This window comes from Rhodanobacter sp. AS-Z3 (assembly GCF_029224025.1).
Taxonomy (GTDB): Bacteria; Pseudomonadota; Gammaproteobacteria; order Xanthomonadales; family Rhodanobacteraceae; genus Rhodanobacter.
In genome coordinates this window covers 4,023,721-4,039,416 of record NZ_CP119392.1, presented here as the reverse complement: position 1 = coordinate 4,039,416, position 15,696 = coordinate 4,023,721, and the positions used below count along the sequence as shown (strand labels likewise).

Genomic DNA, 15,696 nt, shown 5'->3' with positions numbered 1-15,696 from the left:
CCCCCGGCGGCCCGGCAGCATCCATTTAAAGCGTCAGTACTTGTTACCCTGTTCCAACTGGTCAAACAACGCCTGCACGTTGCCTTCGAGAAAACCATCCTCGCCTTCGCGATGAATGAGCTCAAAACTCATGCCGGTATTGTGGCAGCGCGTAGTGAACGATTGCGTAAGACCGGAACCGCGAATGACATTGGTATCGAAGCCCATGCCACGGTTGCGAAGCATCTCGACCGTTTGCTCTACGTCCTCGACCTCAAATGCCACATGCGCCAAGCCAACGCCGAAATTCTCGATCAGTTGGGATACCTGCGATTGGGGTTCCGTCCCTTGGCAAAGCACGAACCGCATGCCGTTGATTTCCATTTCGGCAGAGATCATGCCGGTGGTCGCACCGCGGATTTGTCGGCGGCCTTTTAGCTCGAAGCCAAGGATATTCCCGAAAAGATGTACTGCTTCTTCGAGATCGCGCACCGCAAGAGCGATGTGATCGATGCGCCTAAAGGGGACTTCGGAGAGTGAGCCATAGGCCGATTCACAGCGTTCGGCCGACAGCGGTGATTTAACGTCGTAATCCATTACTATCCCTTGGGCTGCCGATCTGGGCCTTAAAGAACACTGTCGACAAGGTCCAAATATTATTACAAAGGAATGGCGGTGTCTGAAATGTACATTGATAGACGATACCGAAGTGAATCGCATGCTGCAAGCATGGCGAGTCCTGATTAGCGACGACGCTCAGTTGGCGGTCGCGTGATTTGAGACGTGCCCGGCGCAGCCTCGATGTCATGTTAGGAGACGGAGAGTCGTCATGGCTATGAACCAAGTGCAGTTCCAGGCGGGGTTGTCGATGGCGCAGTTCATCCAGCGGTACGGCACCGAAGCCAGGTGCTACCGGGCGCTGTACAGGGCGCGCTGGCCGAAGGGGTTCCGCTGCCCGAAGTGCGATAGCCGGCCGCGCTCGAAGTTTCGCCGCGCGGGCCGGGTGTACTACCAATGCCGCACGTGCAGGCATCAGACGACGCTGACCAGCGGGACGGCGTTTGAGGGCAGCAAGCTCCCGCTGACGACGTGGTTCTTGGCGATGCATCTGTTGACCGGCAGCAAGACCAATATGTCCGCGCTGGAACTGAAGAGGCACCTTGGCGTGTGCTACGACACCGCCTGGAAGCTCAAGCACAAGATCATGCAGACCATGACTGAACGTGAAGAACCGCGCCAACTCACGGATTTCGTGCAGATCGATGATGCCTACCTGGGCGGCGAACGCAACGGCGGCAAGCCAGGACGCGGATCGGAAAACAAACAGCCGTTCGTGGTGGCCGTATCCACTGACGAAACGCTGGAACACCCGACCTTCGCCGTCATCGAGCCGGTGCGTAGCTTCGACAATGTCGCACTCACCGACTGGGGCAAGCGGCGCCTTGCACCCGATGCGGAAGTCTTCAGCGATGGATTGGGCTGCTTCCGGCGCGTCGTCGAATTGGATCATGCACATACCGTGCTGGAAACCGAAGGTGGACGTACCGCGACCGAGGTCAAGGGCGCGCGCTGGGTGAACGTGGTGCTCGGCAACGTCAAACGCGCCATCAGCGGCTGTTACCACGCCATGCGGCAGGCCAAGTACGCGCGGCGCTACCTGGCCGAGGCGGCCTACCGGTTCAACCGTCGGTTTCGCCTCGCCGAGTTGCTGCCGCGACTGGCGCGGGCCATGGTGCTGTGCAAACCTTGGCCTGAGCCAAAATTGCGTGCCATCGACAATTTTCATGGCTGAGCGTCGTCGCTAATCAGGTGGCGAGTTGTCAAGTTCCGTCTGGTTCTTCAATTTTCTGACGAACAATTCCGGGCGTTCTTTGCGCCATGCACGGATGGCTTGCACGGGTGTCTTGTGACCGAGCGCCTTTTGCGGAAGATGTTCGTTGTACAGCGTCTGGTAGCGTTCAAGCGTGGTCTGCAAATCCTCGCGTGAGCGGAAGTGGGTGGTGGCCAGGATGTCACTGATGCGGCCATTGAAGCGCTCGACCATGCCGTTGGTCTGCGGGTGACGTGGCGTGATCAGCCGGTGCTCGATGCCGAGCAGCGCGCACTCGCGGTCGAAGGCGTGATGGCCCGACGGTTCCTTCCGCTTGCTGGTGAAGCGGTCAGTGAACTGGCTGCCGTTGTCGGTCAGCAGCTTCTCGATGGTCATGGGCGCAGCCGCTTTCACGCGGCGCAGGAAGTCCGTGCTGCTGGCCTCGCTCTGGTCACCGTAGATGCGCAGATAGACCCAGCGCGTGGCGCGGTCGATGGCGACGAAGAGATAACGCCGAGCCGTTTCATCGGCCATCTGCGGCAGGTACTTGATGTCCATGTGCACGAAGCCGGGCGCATAGTCCTTGAACGTCTTGCGCACGATCGGTGCGTCTTTGTCCTCTACCGGGCGCTGGTTCACGCCGTGGCGCTTCATGCATCGCGCCAGACCCGAGCGGGAAACCTTCGGATTGAGGAACTCACGCACGATCACCAGCAGGTCGTCCAGCGGCAGCCACAGCGTGCGGCGGACTTCCATCGCCACTGCTTCTTGCGCGGGTGTCAGCGTGCAATGAAGCGTGTCAGGGCGGTGCGATCGATCGGCGGTCGAGTCGCGCTCGCGCCACTTGCGCACGGTAGGTGCCGTGACACCGTAGCGACGTGCCAGGGCCGCATCGCTCAAGCCCGGTTCCTCCGCACGCAGCTCAGCGAGGATGCGCGGCGTGGTCCGGGCCAGCGGGTGTAGTGTCAGCGTCATGATCGGGTTCCGAGGGACTGGCAGAGTTGTTCCATCGCATCACGGGCGGCGCTCAAACGCCAGACCCGCTGCGAGAGAGAATCACACGGAACCAGACACGACGATCTGTCCCGCATGTTCAATCCAGTGCTGCGTGGCTGGAGGAACTATTACGAGCGATTCCACGGCTCCGCGACGGATACCGTCTGGAAACACTTGGATGCGTATTTGATGCGGTGGCTGCAGCGCAAGTACAAGTCCCTCGTTCGCCATAAAACGCGGGCGTGGGAAGCACTTCGTCAACTGGCCAACGTCCATTCCCGGGCTTTTGTACATTGGAAACTGCGTTATACGTGAACGGCTCGATGATGGGAGCCGGATGAGTCGAGAGGTTCACGTCCGGTTCTGCGAGGGGCTGGGGTGCAACTCTCCCTGCCTACTCACCCCACGTCTCCAGCTGGTAGGGCTTCGTCTACGTGGCCTTCGTGGTCGACGTGTTAGCCCGTCGCATCGTGGGCTGGAACGTGTCGTCCTCGGCCCGCACGGACTTTGTGCTCGACGCCTTGGAGCACGCGCGACGCCGGGACGGCGACGACGTGCTCATTCACAACAGCGACCGCAGTGTGCAGTACGTGTCGATCCGCTACACCGAGTGCTTGGCCGAGGCCGGCATCGAATCCTCCGTCGGCAACGTGGGCGACAGCTACGACAATGCGCTGGCCGAGACCATCAACGGGCTGTGTAATGCCGAAGTGATCAATCGGCAGTCCTTGTGGAGGCTCGAGGCCGTGGAGATGGCTACGCTCGATTGGGTGCACTGGTTAAATCACCAACGACTGCTGGGGACGATCGGAAACATCCTACCAGCGGAAGCCGAAACGGCTTACTATCGGCAACAGGCCGCGCTGCTCAAGGCGGCTTGACGCAAACCAAACAGCCTCCAGAAAAGCTAGGGCAGTTCACATTGAGACTCGGACAAAGTTCCAAACAAACAAACTCAATTGGAGAAAACACCATGCGACGACTGATTATTTGCGGTGTCCTCGCGATAGCTGCCGCGACCATCATGCCTGCCTATGCCGGCTGGTACACCACTTTCCATAACACCCGCGACAGCCTTGCGTGGCACAACTCGGACGGTCGCATTCTCGATCTGCATTCAAGTGACAACGCCGGCATCGAAGTCACCAAGGTGAACCCGGCCAACCTGTGGGGTCTGCAACAAGGCGACGTGATCCTCGCCGTCGATGGCCATCCCGTGAAGCACGTGGGCGAACTGTTCAAACAACTGCAAGCGAGCAAACCCGCCAACGTGAAAATCCAGGTGCGGCGCGGTCATGCCGAGCAGGTATTGACAGTAGTAGCCAGTGACTACGTAAACCTTGTGAACCCACATCCGTAAACGCGGCACGGCCGGTTAGGCAGAAGTTCGACGACTTGCGGCTATCAAGCGACGCAAACCCGGGCAGGGCAGGCCAGAGACCTTCGATTTTCTGGGCTTTACGCATTGTTGCGGCGTGACCCGCCATGGTGGATTCCGGTTGCTTTACCTCACGGCCAAGAAGCTGATGCCGGCACAACTATGACTGCACTTCGGGAGGCGCTGATGCGCCGCCGGCATGAGCCGGTCAACGTCGTGGGACAGCGGCTGCACCGTGTGGTGCAAGGTTACTTCAACTACCATGCGTTCCCCGGCAACCTGAAGCGTTTGGAAGGTTTCCGCAGCGAAGTCTGTCGCGCTTGGCGACATGCCCTGCTTCGGCGTAGCCAAAGTCATTGTTAATCCTGGGAACACTTCAACCGTATCGCTCGTCGTCATTTGCCGTACTGTCGACAAATCCACCCCTATCCGGGGACGCGCTTCGATGCGTCACGACCTTAGAGCCTATTCTGGGTATTTCGGTGATCGTGACCGCTCGTTTCGGTCGATCGTGACCGGTCGCTGCCAATCGTTGTGCGCTGCATTAAAGTGTAACGGGTTCGGTCACGATGGGTCGCCAGGTTTGTCCTTGTCCAGTGGTTTTCGGCGCAGGGATTCGCCCTTCAGATTGATGCGATGGGAGCGATGACGAGGCGATCGAGGATGGCGTCGGCCACGGTCGGATCGTTGAGCCAGGCATGCCAGTGATCGATCGGCAGCTGGCTGGTGATCAGGGTGGATTTGCTGGTGCTGCGGTCGTCGATGACTTCAAGCAGGTCGTGGCGTGCCGCCTGATCGAGTGGCGTCATGCCCCAGTCGTCCAGGATCAGCACGTCGACCCGCGCCAGCTGGGTGAGCAAACGGCCGAAGCTGCCATCGGCGTGCGCGATGCGTAACGTTTCGGTCAGGCGCGGCACGCGCTGGTAGAGCACGGGGAAGCCTTGGCGACCGGCCTGTTGCCCGAGCGCGCAGGCGAGCCAGGTCTTGCCGACGCCGGTCGGGCCGGTGAGCAGGATGCTCTGACCTTGCCGGATCCAGTCGCCACCGGACAGGTTCGCGATCAAGCGCTTGTCGATCCCGCGGCCGCCGCTGTAACTGACGTCTTCGAGACAGGCTTCGATGTGCTTGAGTTTGGCCGATCGCAGCAGCCGCGCCAGCCGCCGGCCATCACGCCAGCTGCGTTCTCGATCCACCAACAAGCCGAGCCGATCTTCAAACGCAAGATCCTGGCAGGCCGGTAGCAGACGCTGTTCTTCCAAGGCGTGCGCCATGCCGTCCAGCTTGAGCACGCGTAACTGGTCCAGGGTGGGATGGGTCAACATAGGGGTGTCCTTTTAGTGGGTGGGATTAGTGGGTGGTGGTGGGTCGAGGTAGTACGCCGGGCCGCGCAGGTTGTCGTGGTCCGGGCTGACCCAGTCGGTCTGCACCTCAACCGTCGGCAAGGGCTGCTGATCCAGCCCACCCTGCAGGATCGACAGCACCGACTTGCGTGTGCGCGAGCCGATCGCCACGGCCCGGGCGCACGCCGCTTCCAGGCGGGGGTGGCCGTAGTGACGCGCCAGTGACAGCAGGCCCAGACAACTGCGGTAGCCCATTTCCGGATGCGGCCGGTCAGTCAGCAGATGCTCGACCAGTTGGCCCGTGGCCGGCCCGATGTCTGCGGCCCAGCGCAGGAAGCGTCCGGGCGTCCATTCCAGATGGGCGCGATGCGCGGCCGGCATGTGTTCGGCCACGGTGGTGTGGCGACCCCGCGCATCCGAGCGCACATGGCTGGCCACGCGCTGCCCGGCGTGCAGGATTTGACGATGGTGTCCGTGATGCGCGCCTCGACTTCCTTGCGCACCAGCGCGTGCGGCACGCTGTAGTAATGCCGGTCGATGTCGACGTGGTAGTCGATGTTGACCCGACACACTTTGAACTGCGCCAGCTCGTACGGCTGCACTGGCAACGGCAGCAGTGCCGGCCGGTCGATCGTCTCGAACCACGTGCGGCGGGAACCATCAAGCTTCTTGAACGGCCGCGCGTTCATGTCTGCCAGCAGCTCGGCGATCGCCTGGTTCAGTGCCGCGAGGGTGAGAAGCACTGGTGACGCAGCCGCGCCAGGATCCAGCGTTCGACCACCTGAACCCCGGCTTCGGCCTTGGCCTTGTCCTGCGGGCGGCGCGGTCGGGCCGGTAGAATCGCCATCCCGTAATGCCGCGCACAGTCCTGCGTCGCCCGGTTGAGCTCGGGCTCATAACGATCCGGGTTGGCGATCAGCGCGCGAGGGTTGTCCGGCACCACCAGCGCCGGCACTCCGCCAACAAACGCCAGCGCCTGCGACAGGCCACGCAGCCAGTCGACCTGTTTCTCGCCGGCGGTGGCGCAGGCGTAGGCGTAGCTGGAGGCACCGAGCACGGCGACGAAGATGTGCGCTCGGCGCAACTCGCCGGTGTCGGGGTTGACGATGGCGACGGTCGGTCCGGCATAGTCGATGAACAATTTCTCGCCGGCACGATGCAGTTGCCGCATCGAACGGTGTAGCGAGCCGGCGTAGTCCTGATGGTGCTGGCAGAACTGGGTGTACTGGTAGGTGGCCCGATCGGCGTTTGCCTCCCGATACTCCTCCCACAACAGCTGCCGCGTCACGCCCTTGCGGCGCAGTTCGCGGTGCACCCACGGCAGGTCGATCGGTGCCCGGTCGCCACGCACCACCGGCGCCGGCGCCGGCGCGCACAGTTTGGCCGCCACCTCAGTCTCATCCAGCGCCGACAGCGCCGGCCAGTCCAGCCCCGCCGCCTCGGCGCGGGCCACGTACTTGCTCACCACGCCCTTGGACAAGCCCAACGCCAAGGCAATGCGTTCATGCGACAGCTCGCAATCCAGCTTCAGTCGGAGACATTCTTTGATCTTGTGCATAGCTACTCGCGGTGTCGGCATCTTCCCTTCCAAAAACTAGGGAGGATGACCGTGCGTTGAAGTTATGCACAACGAAATTTGCGTTTCGGTAAGCCGTGACCGGTCATTCGGTCGCCACCGGAAATCGGTCACGATCAACCGAAACAGGCGGTCACGTCTTACCGAAACGACCGGTCACGGTGGGCCGGAATACGCACTATTCAAAGTCTTCTGAGCAGGAGCGTCAAGCATGAGTGTTGGGACACGTTGAAAACTGGCCAGCCATGCGCGTTGAAAATCGACTAGGGCTGGAGGCCGAGGGCGCATGCCCTCGGCCTGGGTAGAGTGTAACAGTGGGTCGTGACGAATCGGTCAGTAGGGCTCGTCGATCACCTCCTTGGCAGCGGCTTCGCGCCCCTGCTCGCGGGACTTGATCCGGGCTTCGGCCGTGCTGCTGGAATGGCGGAAGCGATAGAACTCGTTGCCGGTCTCGATGATGTGGCAGTGATGCGTGAGCCGATCCAGCAGGGCGGTGGTGAGCTTCGGATCGAAGAAGACCTGGCTCCATTCGGCGAAGACCAGGTTGGTGGTGATGATCACGCTGGTGTGCTCGTAGAGTTTCGAGAGCAGATGGAACAGCAGTGCTCCGCCGGCCTGCGAGAACGGCAGGTAGCCGAGCTCGTCGAGGATCACCAGATCCTGGTGCATGAGCTGATGGGTGAGGCGCCAGGCCTTGCCTGCGGCCTTCTCCTGTTCAAGCGCATTGACCAATTCCACGGTCGAGTAGAAGCGCACGCGCTGGCCATGCCGGGTCACTGCCTCGACCCCCAGCGCCGTGGCCAGATGGGTCTTGCCGGATAAAGCAACACCCTTTCTGTAATTTCGCTAGCCGTTCGTCGGGTTAATGATCACGCCTTTTCGGTCATGTCGAGGTAGATGCGCCCGGTGATCCACTCCTCGGAGATCTCCATGGCGACGGCGGTCACTAGGCGTTCGCAGGAGGTAGTGCTGGGGAACAGTGTGGCCACACGGGTGCGGCGTTTGAGCTCCTTGTTGACGCGCTCCAGGGCGTTGCTGGTGCGCCCGATCCGTCGTCTTGGCCTCCAACAGCTGGGTCAGCAGCGCTTCGCGGGTGGTCAATCCCCCGGTGCCGCCCCGCTCGACCCAGTCGGCATGGCAGCCGGCCATGCCATACGGGCGCAGCGTCTTCAGTGCCGCAGCCAGGTCAGTCATGGCCCACCTCCTTGCGCAGGGTGTCGTAGCGCTGCGGGTCGGCGAGGGGCACCGTTGCGACGATCAGGCTCGTTTCGACCGTGATGGTGGCGGGTCAGTAGCTCGATGCGCACGGACTTCTTGCTCGGTGCCCTGGAACAAGCGCTGTACGCACGACAACCTGAGCGCGACAACGGGTTAGTGCACCATTCGGACAGAGACTCGCAATACGTCAGCTTCGATACACCGAGCGCCTGGCCGAGCCGGGGATCGAACCGTCCGTGGGAAGCAAGGGCGACAGCTATGACAATGCTCTAGCCGAGACCATCAACGGTCTTTACAACGCCGAGATGATCCACCGCCGAGCGCCATGGAAAACCAGGGAGGCAGTGGAACTAGCCACACTGGAATGGGTGGCTTAGTTCAACCACCACCGGCTGCTCGAACCCATCGGCTATATCCCACCGGCAGAGGCTAAGGCAAACTACTATCGGCAACTCGCCAGCCAGCCCGCTACCGTGTTGGCCTGACTTAAACCAAATAGCCTCCACGAAACCCGGGGCGATTCATGAAGGCGATACGATTATGGCTATCGAAGACCAGCGCGTCGACCATGTCGATGACATAGTCAGGCTTCTTCTCGCGAATTCTCGCGAAAAATCCGCCAACCATGACAGTGCTCGTGCGCAATCAGCAAGGGGAGCACTCGATCCAGGTCGCCTCGCAGGATAACATGCAGATCGTGTTGCCGTCCCCTCCGCAGTAAGGAACACCCGAATTCTTCAGCAAGGGACATCCGCGCCTGGAAAGGCGCCAGGGAGCATCAGGTGAATTCATGGATCAATGTGGATGACTATCGTAAGGCCGCGCGGCGGCGCCTGCCCCGCAGAGTCTTCGACTATCTGGAAGGTGGCGCTGAGGACGAACGTGGGCTGCGCCATAACTGTGAGGCCTTCGCCAAGATTCGTTTCAGGCCTAAGAGACTGCATGACGTCAGCACCCGTGATATGTCGCGGGTGTTGTTTCATCGGAGATTGCCGCTGCCATTAGTTATCGCCCCAACGGGGCTGAATGATCTTTTCTGGCCGCAGGGTGATCTCGCTCTCGCCAGATCAGCTGCTCGACACGGCTTGCCATTTGTGCTTTCGACTGCCGCAAGCACCAGTATCGAAGACATCGCCCGTCAGGCCGACGGCGAACACTGGTTCCAGCTTTACGTGGTTCACCGTCGCTTGGCTGAGCAATTGGTACGCCGTGCTCTCGCCGCCGACTACACCACACTGGTGCTGACTGTCGACGTCGTAAGGAACGGTACTCGCGAGCGCGATTTACGCAACCGTTTCGCCTTGCCATTGTGCGTTACGCCTGGCCTGCTCTGGGATGGATTGACCCATCCTCGCTGGAGTGTATCCGTGCTGCGCCATGGTTTGCCGCGGCTGGCGAACTTCGCCGATATCGATCCGCACGATATCGAAATGCAAGCTGCGGTCTTGAGCCGCAGCATGGATGCAACATTTGACTGGAATGGCCTAGCCTGGTTGCGTGATCTCTGGCCGCACCGTCTGCTCGTGAAGGGTCTCCTCACTGCGGCAGACGCGACGCGTTGTGTTTTGCTAGGCGTGGATGGGGTCGTCGTGTCTAATCATGGCGGTCGCCAGCTTGACGATTGTATTGCCCCGATCGAGGCACTTGCCGACGTACGCGCCGCTACGCGCGCGCCAATTCTAATCGATAGCGGTTTTCGTCGAGGGTCCGATATCGCCAAAGCCATCGCGCTCGGCGCCGATATCGTGATGCTCGGCCGTGCGACCTTGTACGGCCTCGCGGCCCGTGGCGAACGAGGCGTCGATGATGTCATTGGTTTATTACGCGCACAACTGGATTCCGTACTCGTGCAACTCGGTTGTCCTTCGCTCGATCAACTTGATTGCGACTATCTGCACATAGCAACCACAGGTTCACGACACGACACCGAAATAATGACATGACAAATCCCTCGTCGAGGGGGCTATCAAATAGGGATGCTCTGATCTATTGAATCTGGAACGGACGTCCATACGTCCGCGCAAACATTTCGGTATTTCTACGAAAAATCGATAGTTCGATCGACGGTTTGGCGCACTCAGGTCTGACCTTGCCCCCGAGAAACGTACCCCTTGCCGTGTGATTCAATCCACGCAAGGAGAACGACATGACGAAGACAGCACGAGCGCGCTACACGCTCGAATTCAAGCAAGAAGCGGTGCGGCTGGTCGAGGGTGGTCAAAGCCAAGCCTCGGTGGCCAAGACGCTGGGGCTCGTTGAGGAGACGCTGTTCAACTGGGTCAAATTGAGCCGGCAAAGCCAGCTCAAGGGTGCCGACAGCAAGCCGGTGAGCGCTGAACAGATGGAGATTGCCCGGCTGCGTGCCGAGCTGGCTCGGGTGAAGATGGAGCGCGATATCCTGGGAAAAGCGACGGCGTACTTCGCCAAGGTAGCGAAGTGAAGTACGCCTTCATCCAGCGTCACCGCCAGAGGTGGCCGATTACCGTGCAATGCCGGTTGCTTGAAGTGAGCGTCACCGGCTACCACGGGCATGTGGCGCGGCAGGCCAGCGAGACGCCACGCCGCCACCTGAGTGACGACGCGCTATTGGTGCACATCAAGGCGATTCACGCTCAGACGAAGCGTGCTTACGGCAGGCCAAGCATCTGGCGTGAACTACGCAAGAACGGCATGCGCGTCGGCAAGCAGCGACTGCAGGCGCTGATGCGTGAGCACGGCATTCGCGCCAAGGGCAAGAAGCGGTTCAAGGTCACCACCGACAGCAACCACGATCTGCCGATCGCGCCGAATCTGCTCGACCGCCAGTTCACCGTGGCCAAGCCGGACTAGGTCTGGGTGGGTGACATCACCTACATTCCCACCGACGAAGGTTGGCTGTACCTGGCCGTGGTGATCGACCTATTCAGCCGTCAGGTCGTGGGTTGGTCGATGCGCGCGGACATGACCCGCGACCTCGTGATCGATGCACTGCGCATGGGATGGTTTAGGCGCCATCCCGACAAGGACGCCGGATTGATTTTCCACAGTGACCGCGGCAGCCAATACGCCAGTGAAGACTTCCGAAACGGACTCAAAGACTGTGGCATCACCGCCTCGATGAGTCGGCGTGGCAACTGCTGGGACAATGCCTGCAGCGAAACGCTGTTCGGCTCACTGAAGGTGGAACGGTTGCACGGTCAACGCTTGATTACTCGCCGTCATGCCAAGGATGAAACGATTGCCTGGATCCTCTGGTACAACCAGTCCCGATTACACTCCACCTTGAACTACGTCAGCCCGATGCAGTTCGAGCAACACTGGCTGAACGATCAGACCAAACAAGCCAGCTCATGACCTCGGTTATGGGGTACGGAATTCGAGGGCAAGGTCAGACGACCGTGGAACTGTCAAAGCGTGCGTGGGCGATCTGCCGAAAGAGGCGTTCGCACAGGACCAGGCCTTCGGCCCACGCGGCATCCTCGCCGGGTTCTTCGCGTGAAGGGATGTTGACCGGTCCTGTAAAGATTGAACCGTAATTGTTTCCACCGATCGCCACGCCGCCCGTGGCAGCCTGCGCTGCGCCGTCCGCTGATGCGCCAAGGGCGCCGCCGCGTTTATGAGGTAGCAAATTGCGCAGCCAAGACCACATGCATCAAGACCGCGGAAACAGCCAAGCGAGATTCGCCACCGCACAAGAGACAATGGCCACCACGAGCGTCCAAGTTTCACTGGGCGGGCGCGAATGCTCGGAGCGTTTGGTCACAGCCGTGCCGTAGTTGTTTCCCCCAATTGCAATTCCGCCATGCGACGCGCGGGTATCCCGCCGCCGACAGCGCAAGCCCAAGTAAAGGGCTAAGGCAGCCAAGCTCACGCCGATGGACGGCCAAAACCACCAGTGCACGACATCCATGGATATCTTTTCCCTTGAGCGAAGTCATGGTCAATTCACCACGGCGCCTCACCGTCTCAGTTGCGATCCAATAGGCGGGAAGCCGGGTTGTCGGCGGCACTTCCAGATTGAAAATACCCGATAACGCTGGCTACGGAACGATGTTCCGTCATAGCCATCACCGCCGGTAACGGCACGCCTTGCTTGCCCGCCTCCGTCACGAAGCCCGACCTCAGGCTATGCGCTCCAAAGTCCCCATCAAGCCCCGCAAGTGTGGCCCGTCTCTTGACGATCGTCGCCACCGAACCCGGTAAGAGGGCAGGGCCGACCCGATCCTTCCATATCCGCCGAAAAATCGCCCCCTCATTTATTCCCGCCGCCTCCAGCCACGCCGAGAGCGCCCGGGCGCTAATTCCCAAGATCGGTTTGTCCGGTGTCGAATCCACCGTCACGCCGGCTTGCTGCGTCTTCGAATACTCAAGCCGATAGATATAGCCATCCTCGCCGGTCTTGCGCAGGTCGCGCTTATCCGCGGCGGCTATCTCACTGCGCCGGCGTCCGCCACTGGCGAAGCCAAAGCAGAGCAGGGCGCGATCGCGCAAACCTTCGAGTGAGTCATCGCAGGTGGCCAGCATGGCCTCAAGCTCCGGCCGTGTGATAGCAATCTTCTTGGTGGGTCGCTCGCCGCGTTTGACCGAGGCACGGCGCGCGCGGCTCAATAACGTGCGTACGCTGGCCGACTCGCACGGATTGGTCAGACGCTTGAGTTTGTGCGCCGTCGACAGCACGGCCACGCGTTGGGTCACGGTCGAGAGTTTGAGCGGCCCAAGTTTCGCCTTAAGCCCGGCCGTGACTAATACCTGATCAATCGCCGGCGGCAACTCGCTGACCAGACCGGACTTGTTCTTGCGCTGAATGTGGTCGACCAGGAACTGGATAGCCACGGTTTCGCTGACCGGCAGCGTCATCTCCACGCCAAATCGTGCTTGGTGCCAACCGACCCAATAGCGCAGGGCGGCAGCGTAACTTCGCGTGGTGTTGGCAGCGGCCGCTTCGGCCAGCAGTTCGCGCACGGCGTTGGCCGCCTGCTGTGTTGGCGCCGGTTGAAAACTGACCCCCTCTGCCGGTTGAAAACTGACCAGGGCAAGGAAGCCGAGGGGAGACCCCTCGGCTGTGGATAAGTATAGATCGCTGACGCTCAGAACGGATCGATGACCTCTTCGGTTCCGACGGTGTCGACACTGCCGTCGCCCCGCTTGCGTGTCCGCTCGCGTGAGCTGATTTTCGCCTTGGCGGTGGCGCTGCTGTGGCGGAAGCGATAGGACGCGTTGCCGGTCTCCACGATGTGGCAGTGGTGGGTCAGCCGGTCGAGCAAGGCGGTGGTGAGCTTGGCATCACCGAAGACGGTGGCCCATTCGGCGAAGGTCAGGTTGGTGGTGATGATCACGCTGGTGTGCTCGTAGAGCTTGGACAACAGGTGGAAGAGCAAGGCACCGCCGGCCTGCGAGAACGGCAGATAGCCGAGCTCATCCAGGATCACCAGATCCATGCGCATCAGCGTATAGGCCAAGCGCCCCTGCTTGCCGGCAGCCTTCTCCAGTTCCAGTGTATTGACCAGCTCGACAGTGGAGTAGAAGCGCACGCGCTTGCCGTGATGCTGGATGGCGCTGATGCCCAGCGCGGTGGCCAGGTGCGTCTGCCGGTACCGGTGCCACCGACCAGCACGACGTTGTGCGCGGTGTCGGTGAAGGCCAACGTGGCGAGCTGGTTGACGATTGCTTGGTCGACCTTGGCGCTGGCGAAGTCGAAGCTGGCCAGATCCCGGTGGATCGGGAAACGCGCGGTATGCATCTGGTAGGCGATGGTGCGCATAGCTTGATAGGTGTGCTCCGCTTGAAGCAGGTGCTCGATCAGCCAGTGCGAGGCTTGCATGGCGGCGGTGCCGCCTTGTTCAAGCAACTCGCCATAGGCCTGTGCCATGCCGTGCAGCTTGAGCGCCTTCAGATCGGCGATGACTTCAGTCATGGCTCACCTCCATGTGACGCAGCTGGTCGTAACGGTCGGGATCGGCTAGCGGCTCTTCCTGCAAACGCAGCGCGGTGTCGACCGTGAGAGTGGGTGTCTCGCGCAGCCGTGCGAGCACGTTGCGCACATGATCGACACTGATCGCGCCGGAGGCGATGACCAGCTCGACAGCGACCAGCACCGCCTCCAGACCGAAGGTCGGTACACACGCCAAGACCTCAGCCATGACGCGATCACCGCCAGGGCGACGCAACAAGGCCAGCTGCAGCGTGCGTAGTGCATCGGGCAATCCGCCGAACGGTGCACCATTGCGCAGCGCCCCCGGCTTGCGCTCGATCAGCGGCACGTAATGCAACCAGTCGTAAACCGTCTGATCACGATCCAGTGCACGCCGGTGGTCAGCCACCGCCTGCTGTTCGGCATAGACCACGATCCGTTCGGGATACAGCCGCGCGCTGACGCGATGGCCGGCCAAGTGGCACGGCACGGAGTAGCGGTTGCGCTTGACCGTGACCAGGCAGGTGCTGGAGACCCGGGCGACGATCTCAACATAGCCATCGAAGGCGCTCGGCATCGGCATCAGGTGCGGCTGCTCGTGCTCGTGCGCTTCGGTCACGCTCATGCCGGGATAGTCCGGATGGGATGCAGCGGCCCACGCCTGCGGGCAGCGAACGGCCAGCCACGCGTTGAGCTCGGCGAACGAGGTGAAACTCTCGCTCAGCGCCTCCTGCCACAGGCCACGGCGGTTGTCCTGCACGTCCTTCTCGACACGGCCCTTCTCCCAGCCGGCGGCGACGTTGCAGAAGTCCGCGTCGATCAGATAATGCGAACACATCGCCGCGAAGCGGGCGTTGACGATGCGCTCCTTGCCCTTGCCGACCTTGTCCACGGCCGTCTTCATGTTGTCGTAGATGCCACGCCGCGCCACACCTCCCAGACCGGTCAGGCATCGCGTATGGGCATCGAACAGCATCTCGTGGCCTTCGCCGGGATACGCCGCCAGCCAGAACGCCCGGCTCGCACAGAGCTTCATGTGCGCCAGCCGTATCCGGCGGTAGACGCCGCCGATCACGATGCCTTCCTCGCTCCAGTCGAACTGGTACGCCTCGCCCCAACCAAACGTCAGCGGCACATAGGCCGAGCGTGCCGTCACCGAGCCCGCCTCGGCGCGCCACCGGCGGATGCGCTCGGTCAGCTGCGAGTAGCCGCCGTCGTAGCCCTTGGCCTTGATCTGGGCAAACAATCGCAGCAGCGTGCGTCGATCCCGCCGGGGCCGGTGGGCATCGGTCTCCAGCGCCTGACGGACCTCGTCGACATACGGATCGAGCTTGGTCCATCCGCCCGGTCGTGCGTACTTCAGCTCGCTACGCTCAGGCTCCTTGAGCCACTTCCTGATCGTGTTGCGCGACAGGCTCGTGCGGCGGGCTATCTCGTTGATCGGCACCTTCTCGCGCAGGTGCATCCGGCGGACTTTGGCGTACATGCTCATGTGATCACCTCGTTTCC

At 61.4% G+C, this 15,696-nt stretch carries 9 protein-coding genes and 7 pseudogenes; 7 read left to right on the top strand and 9 right to left on the bottom strand.

What is annotated here, in order from left to right; all coding sequences use genetic code 11:
* Window positions 1–33: 33 nt before the first annotated feature.
* The gene (locus tag PY254_RS18015; RefSeq protein ID WP_281013426.1) at window positions 34–576 is read right to left on the bottom strand and encodes a VOC family protein; all 543 of its coding nucleotides are present in this window, start codon (window positions 574–576) and stop codon (window positions 34–36) included.
* A 232-nt stretch (window positions 577–808) separates the two neighbouring features.
* Here PY254_RS18015 and PY254_RS18010 point away from each other — a divergent pair, with 232 nt between their 5' ends.
* Complete coding sequence (locus PY254_RS18010) at window positions 809–1,771, top strand: IS1595 family transposase (RefSeq protein ID WP_281013425.1); 963 nt, start codon at window positions 809–811, stop codon at window positions 1,769–1,771.
* 9 nt (window positions 1,772–1,780) lie between these two features.
* Here the strand turns inward: PY254_RS18010 and PY254_RS18005 are convergent, their stop codons facing one another.
* Window positions 1,781–2,764, bottom strand: a complete 984-nt coding sequence (locus PY254_RS18005) for an IS481 family transposase (RefSeq protein ID WP_281013424.1) — start codon at window positions 2,762–2,764, stop codon at window positions 1,781–1,783.
* A 33-nt stretch (window positions 2,765–2,797) separates the two neighbouring features.
* Between PY254_RS18005 and PY254_RS18000 the strand changes: the two genes are divergently transcribed.
* The 3 genes and pseudogenes from PY254_RS18000 (at window position 2,798) to PY254_RS17990 (ending at window position 4,145) form a co-directional block, all read left to right on the top strand.
* Entirely contained in the window at window positions 2,798–3,100 is a 303-nt protein-coding gene (locus PY254_RS18000) for a group II intron maturase-specific domain-containing protein (protein ID WP_281015272.1), read from the top strand.
* Between the two features lie 89 nt (window positions 3,101–3,189).
* Window positions 3,190–3,666 (top strand): annotated as a pseudogene (locus PY254_RS17995) (DDE-type integrase/transposase/recombinase); the annotation flags it as partial.
* A 92-nt stretch (window positions 3,667–3,758) separates the two neighbouring features.
* Window positions 3,759–4,145, top strand: a complete 387-nt coding sequence (locus PY254_RS17990) for a PDZ domain-containing protein (RefSeq protein ID WP_281013423.1) — start codon at window positions 3,759–3,761, stop codon at window positions 4,143–4,145.
* A 582-nt stretch (window positions 4,146–4,727) separates the two neighbouring features.
* Here the strand turns inward: PY254_RS17990 and istB (PY254_RS17985) are convergent.
* From istB (PY254_RS17985) to PY254_RS17975, 3 pseudogenes are all read right to left on the bottom strand, one after another.
* Window positions 4,728–5,434: pseudogene (gene istB / locus PY254_RS17985) on the bottom strand (IS21-like element helper ATPase IstB).
* Window positions 5,376–7,082 (bottom strand): annotated as a pseudogene (gene istA, locus PY254_RS17980) (IS21 family transposase). Before istA (PY254_RS17980) ends, istB (PY254_RS17985) begins: the two co-directional pseudogenes overlap by 59 nt.
* 330 nt (window positions 7,083–7,412) lie before the next feature.
* A pseudogene (locus PY254_RS17975) lies at window positions 7,413–7,898 on the bottom strand (ATP-binding protein); the annotation flags it as partial.
* A 462-nt stretch (window positions 7,899–8,360) separates the two neighbouring features.
* On the opposite strand from PY254_RS17975, the pseudogene PY254_RS17970 reads away from it, so the two are divergent.
* The 3 genes and pseudogenes from PY254_RS17970 to PY254_RS17960 form a co-directional block, all read left to right on the top strand.
* Window positions 8,361–8,782 (top strand): annotated as a pseudogene (locus PY254_RS17970) (DDE-type integrase/transposase/recombinase); the annotation flags it as partial.
* A gap of 297 nt (window positions 8,783–9,079) precedes the next feature.
* Window positions 9,080–10,240, top strand: a complete 1,161-nt coding sequence (locus PY254_RS17965; RefSeq protein WP_281013422.1) for an alpha-hydroxy-acid oxidizing protein — start codon at window positions 9,080–9,082, stop codon at window positions 10,238–10,240.
* A 203-nt stretch (window positions 10,241–10,443) separates the two neighbouring features.
* A pseudogene (locus PY254_RS17960) lies at window positions 10,444–11,630 on the top strand (IS3 family transposase).
* Between the two features lie 34 nt (window positions 11,631–11,664).
* On the opposite strand, the gene PY254_RS17955 reads toward PY254_RS17960, so the two are convergent.
* From PY254_RS17955 to istA (PY254_RS17940), 4 genes and pseudogenes are all read right to left on the bottom strand, one after another.
* The gene (locus tag PY254_RS17955; RefSeq protein WP_281013421.1) at window positions 11,665–11,925 is read right to left on the bottom strand and encodes a hypothetical protein; all 261 of its coding nucleotides are present in this window, start codon (window positions 11,923–11,925) and stop codon (window positions 11,665–11,667) included.
* Window positions 11,926–12,242: 317 nt separating this feature from the next.
* The gene (locus PY254_RS17950) at window positions 12,243–13,307 is read right to left on the bottom strand and encodes a site-specific integrase (RefSeq protein WP_281015271.1); all 1,065 of its coding nucleotides are present in this window, start codon (window positions 13,305–13,307) and stop codon (window positions 12,243–12,245) included.
* A 56-nt stretch (window positions 13,308–13,363) separates the two neighbouring features.
* A pseudogene (gene istB / locus PY254_RS17945) lies at window positions 13,364–14,190 on the bottom strand (IS21-like element helper ATPase IstB).
* Complete coding sequence (gene istA / locus PY254_RS17940; protein ID WP_281013420.1) at window positions 14,183–15,679, bottom strand: IS21 family transposase; 1,497 nt, start codon at window positions 15,677–15,679, stop codon at window positions 14,183–14,185. Before istA (PY254_RS17940) ends, istB (PY254_RS17945) begins: the two are co-directional and overlap by 8 nt.
* Window positions 15,680–15,696: the final 17 nt, after the last annotated feature.

Bases quoted from the DNA above. Each gene is read 5' to 3' on its own strand.
- PY254_RS18015 (WP_281013426.1), bottom strand. From the start codon at position 576: ATGGATTACGACGTTAAATCACCGCTGTCGGCCGAACGCTGTGAATCG.
- PY254_RS18010 (WP_281013425.1), top strand. From the start codon at position 809: ATGGCTATGAACCAAGTGCAGTTCCAGGCGGGGTTGTCGATGGCGCAG.
- PY254_RS18005 (WP_281013424.1), bottom strand. From the start codon at position 2,764: ATGACGCTGACACTACACCCGCTGGCCCGGACCACGCCGCGCATCCTC.
- PY254_RS17990 (WP_281013423.1), top strand. From the start codon at position 3,759: ATGCGACGACTGATTATTTGCGGTGTCCTCGCGATAGCTGCCGCGACC.
- PY254_RS17955 (WP_281013421.1), bottom strand. From the start codon at position 11,925: ATGTGGTCTTGGCTGCGCAATTTGCTACCTCATAAACGCGGCGGCGCC.
- istA (WP_281013420.1), bottom strand. From the start codon at position 15,679: ATGAGCATGTACGCCAAAGTCCGCCGGATGCACCTGCGCGAGAAGGTG.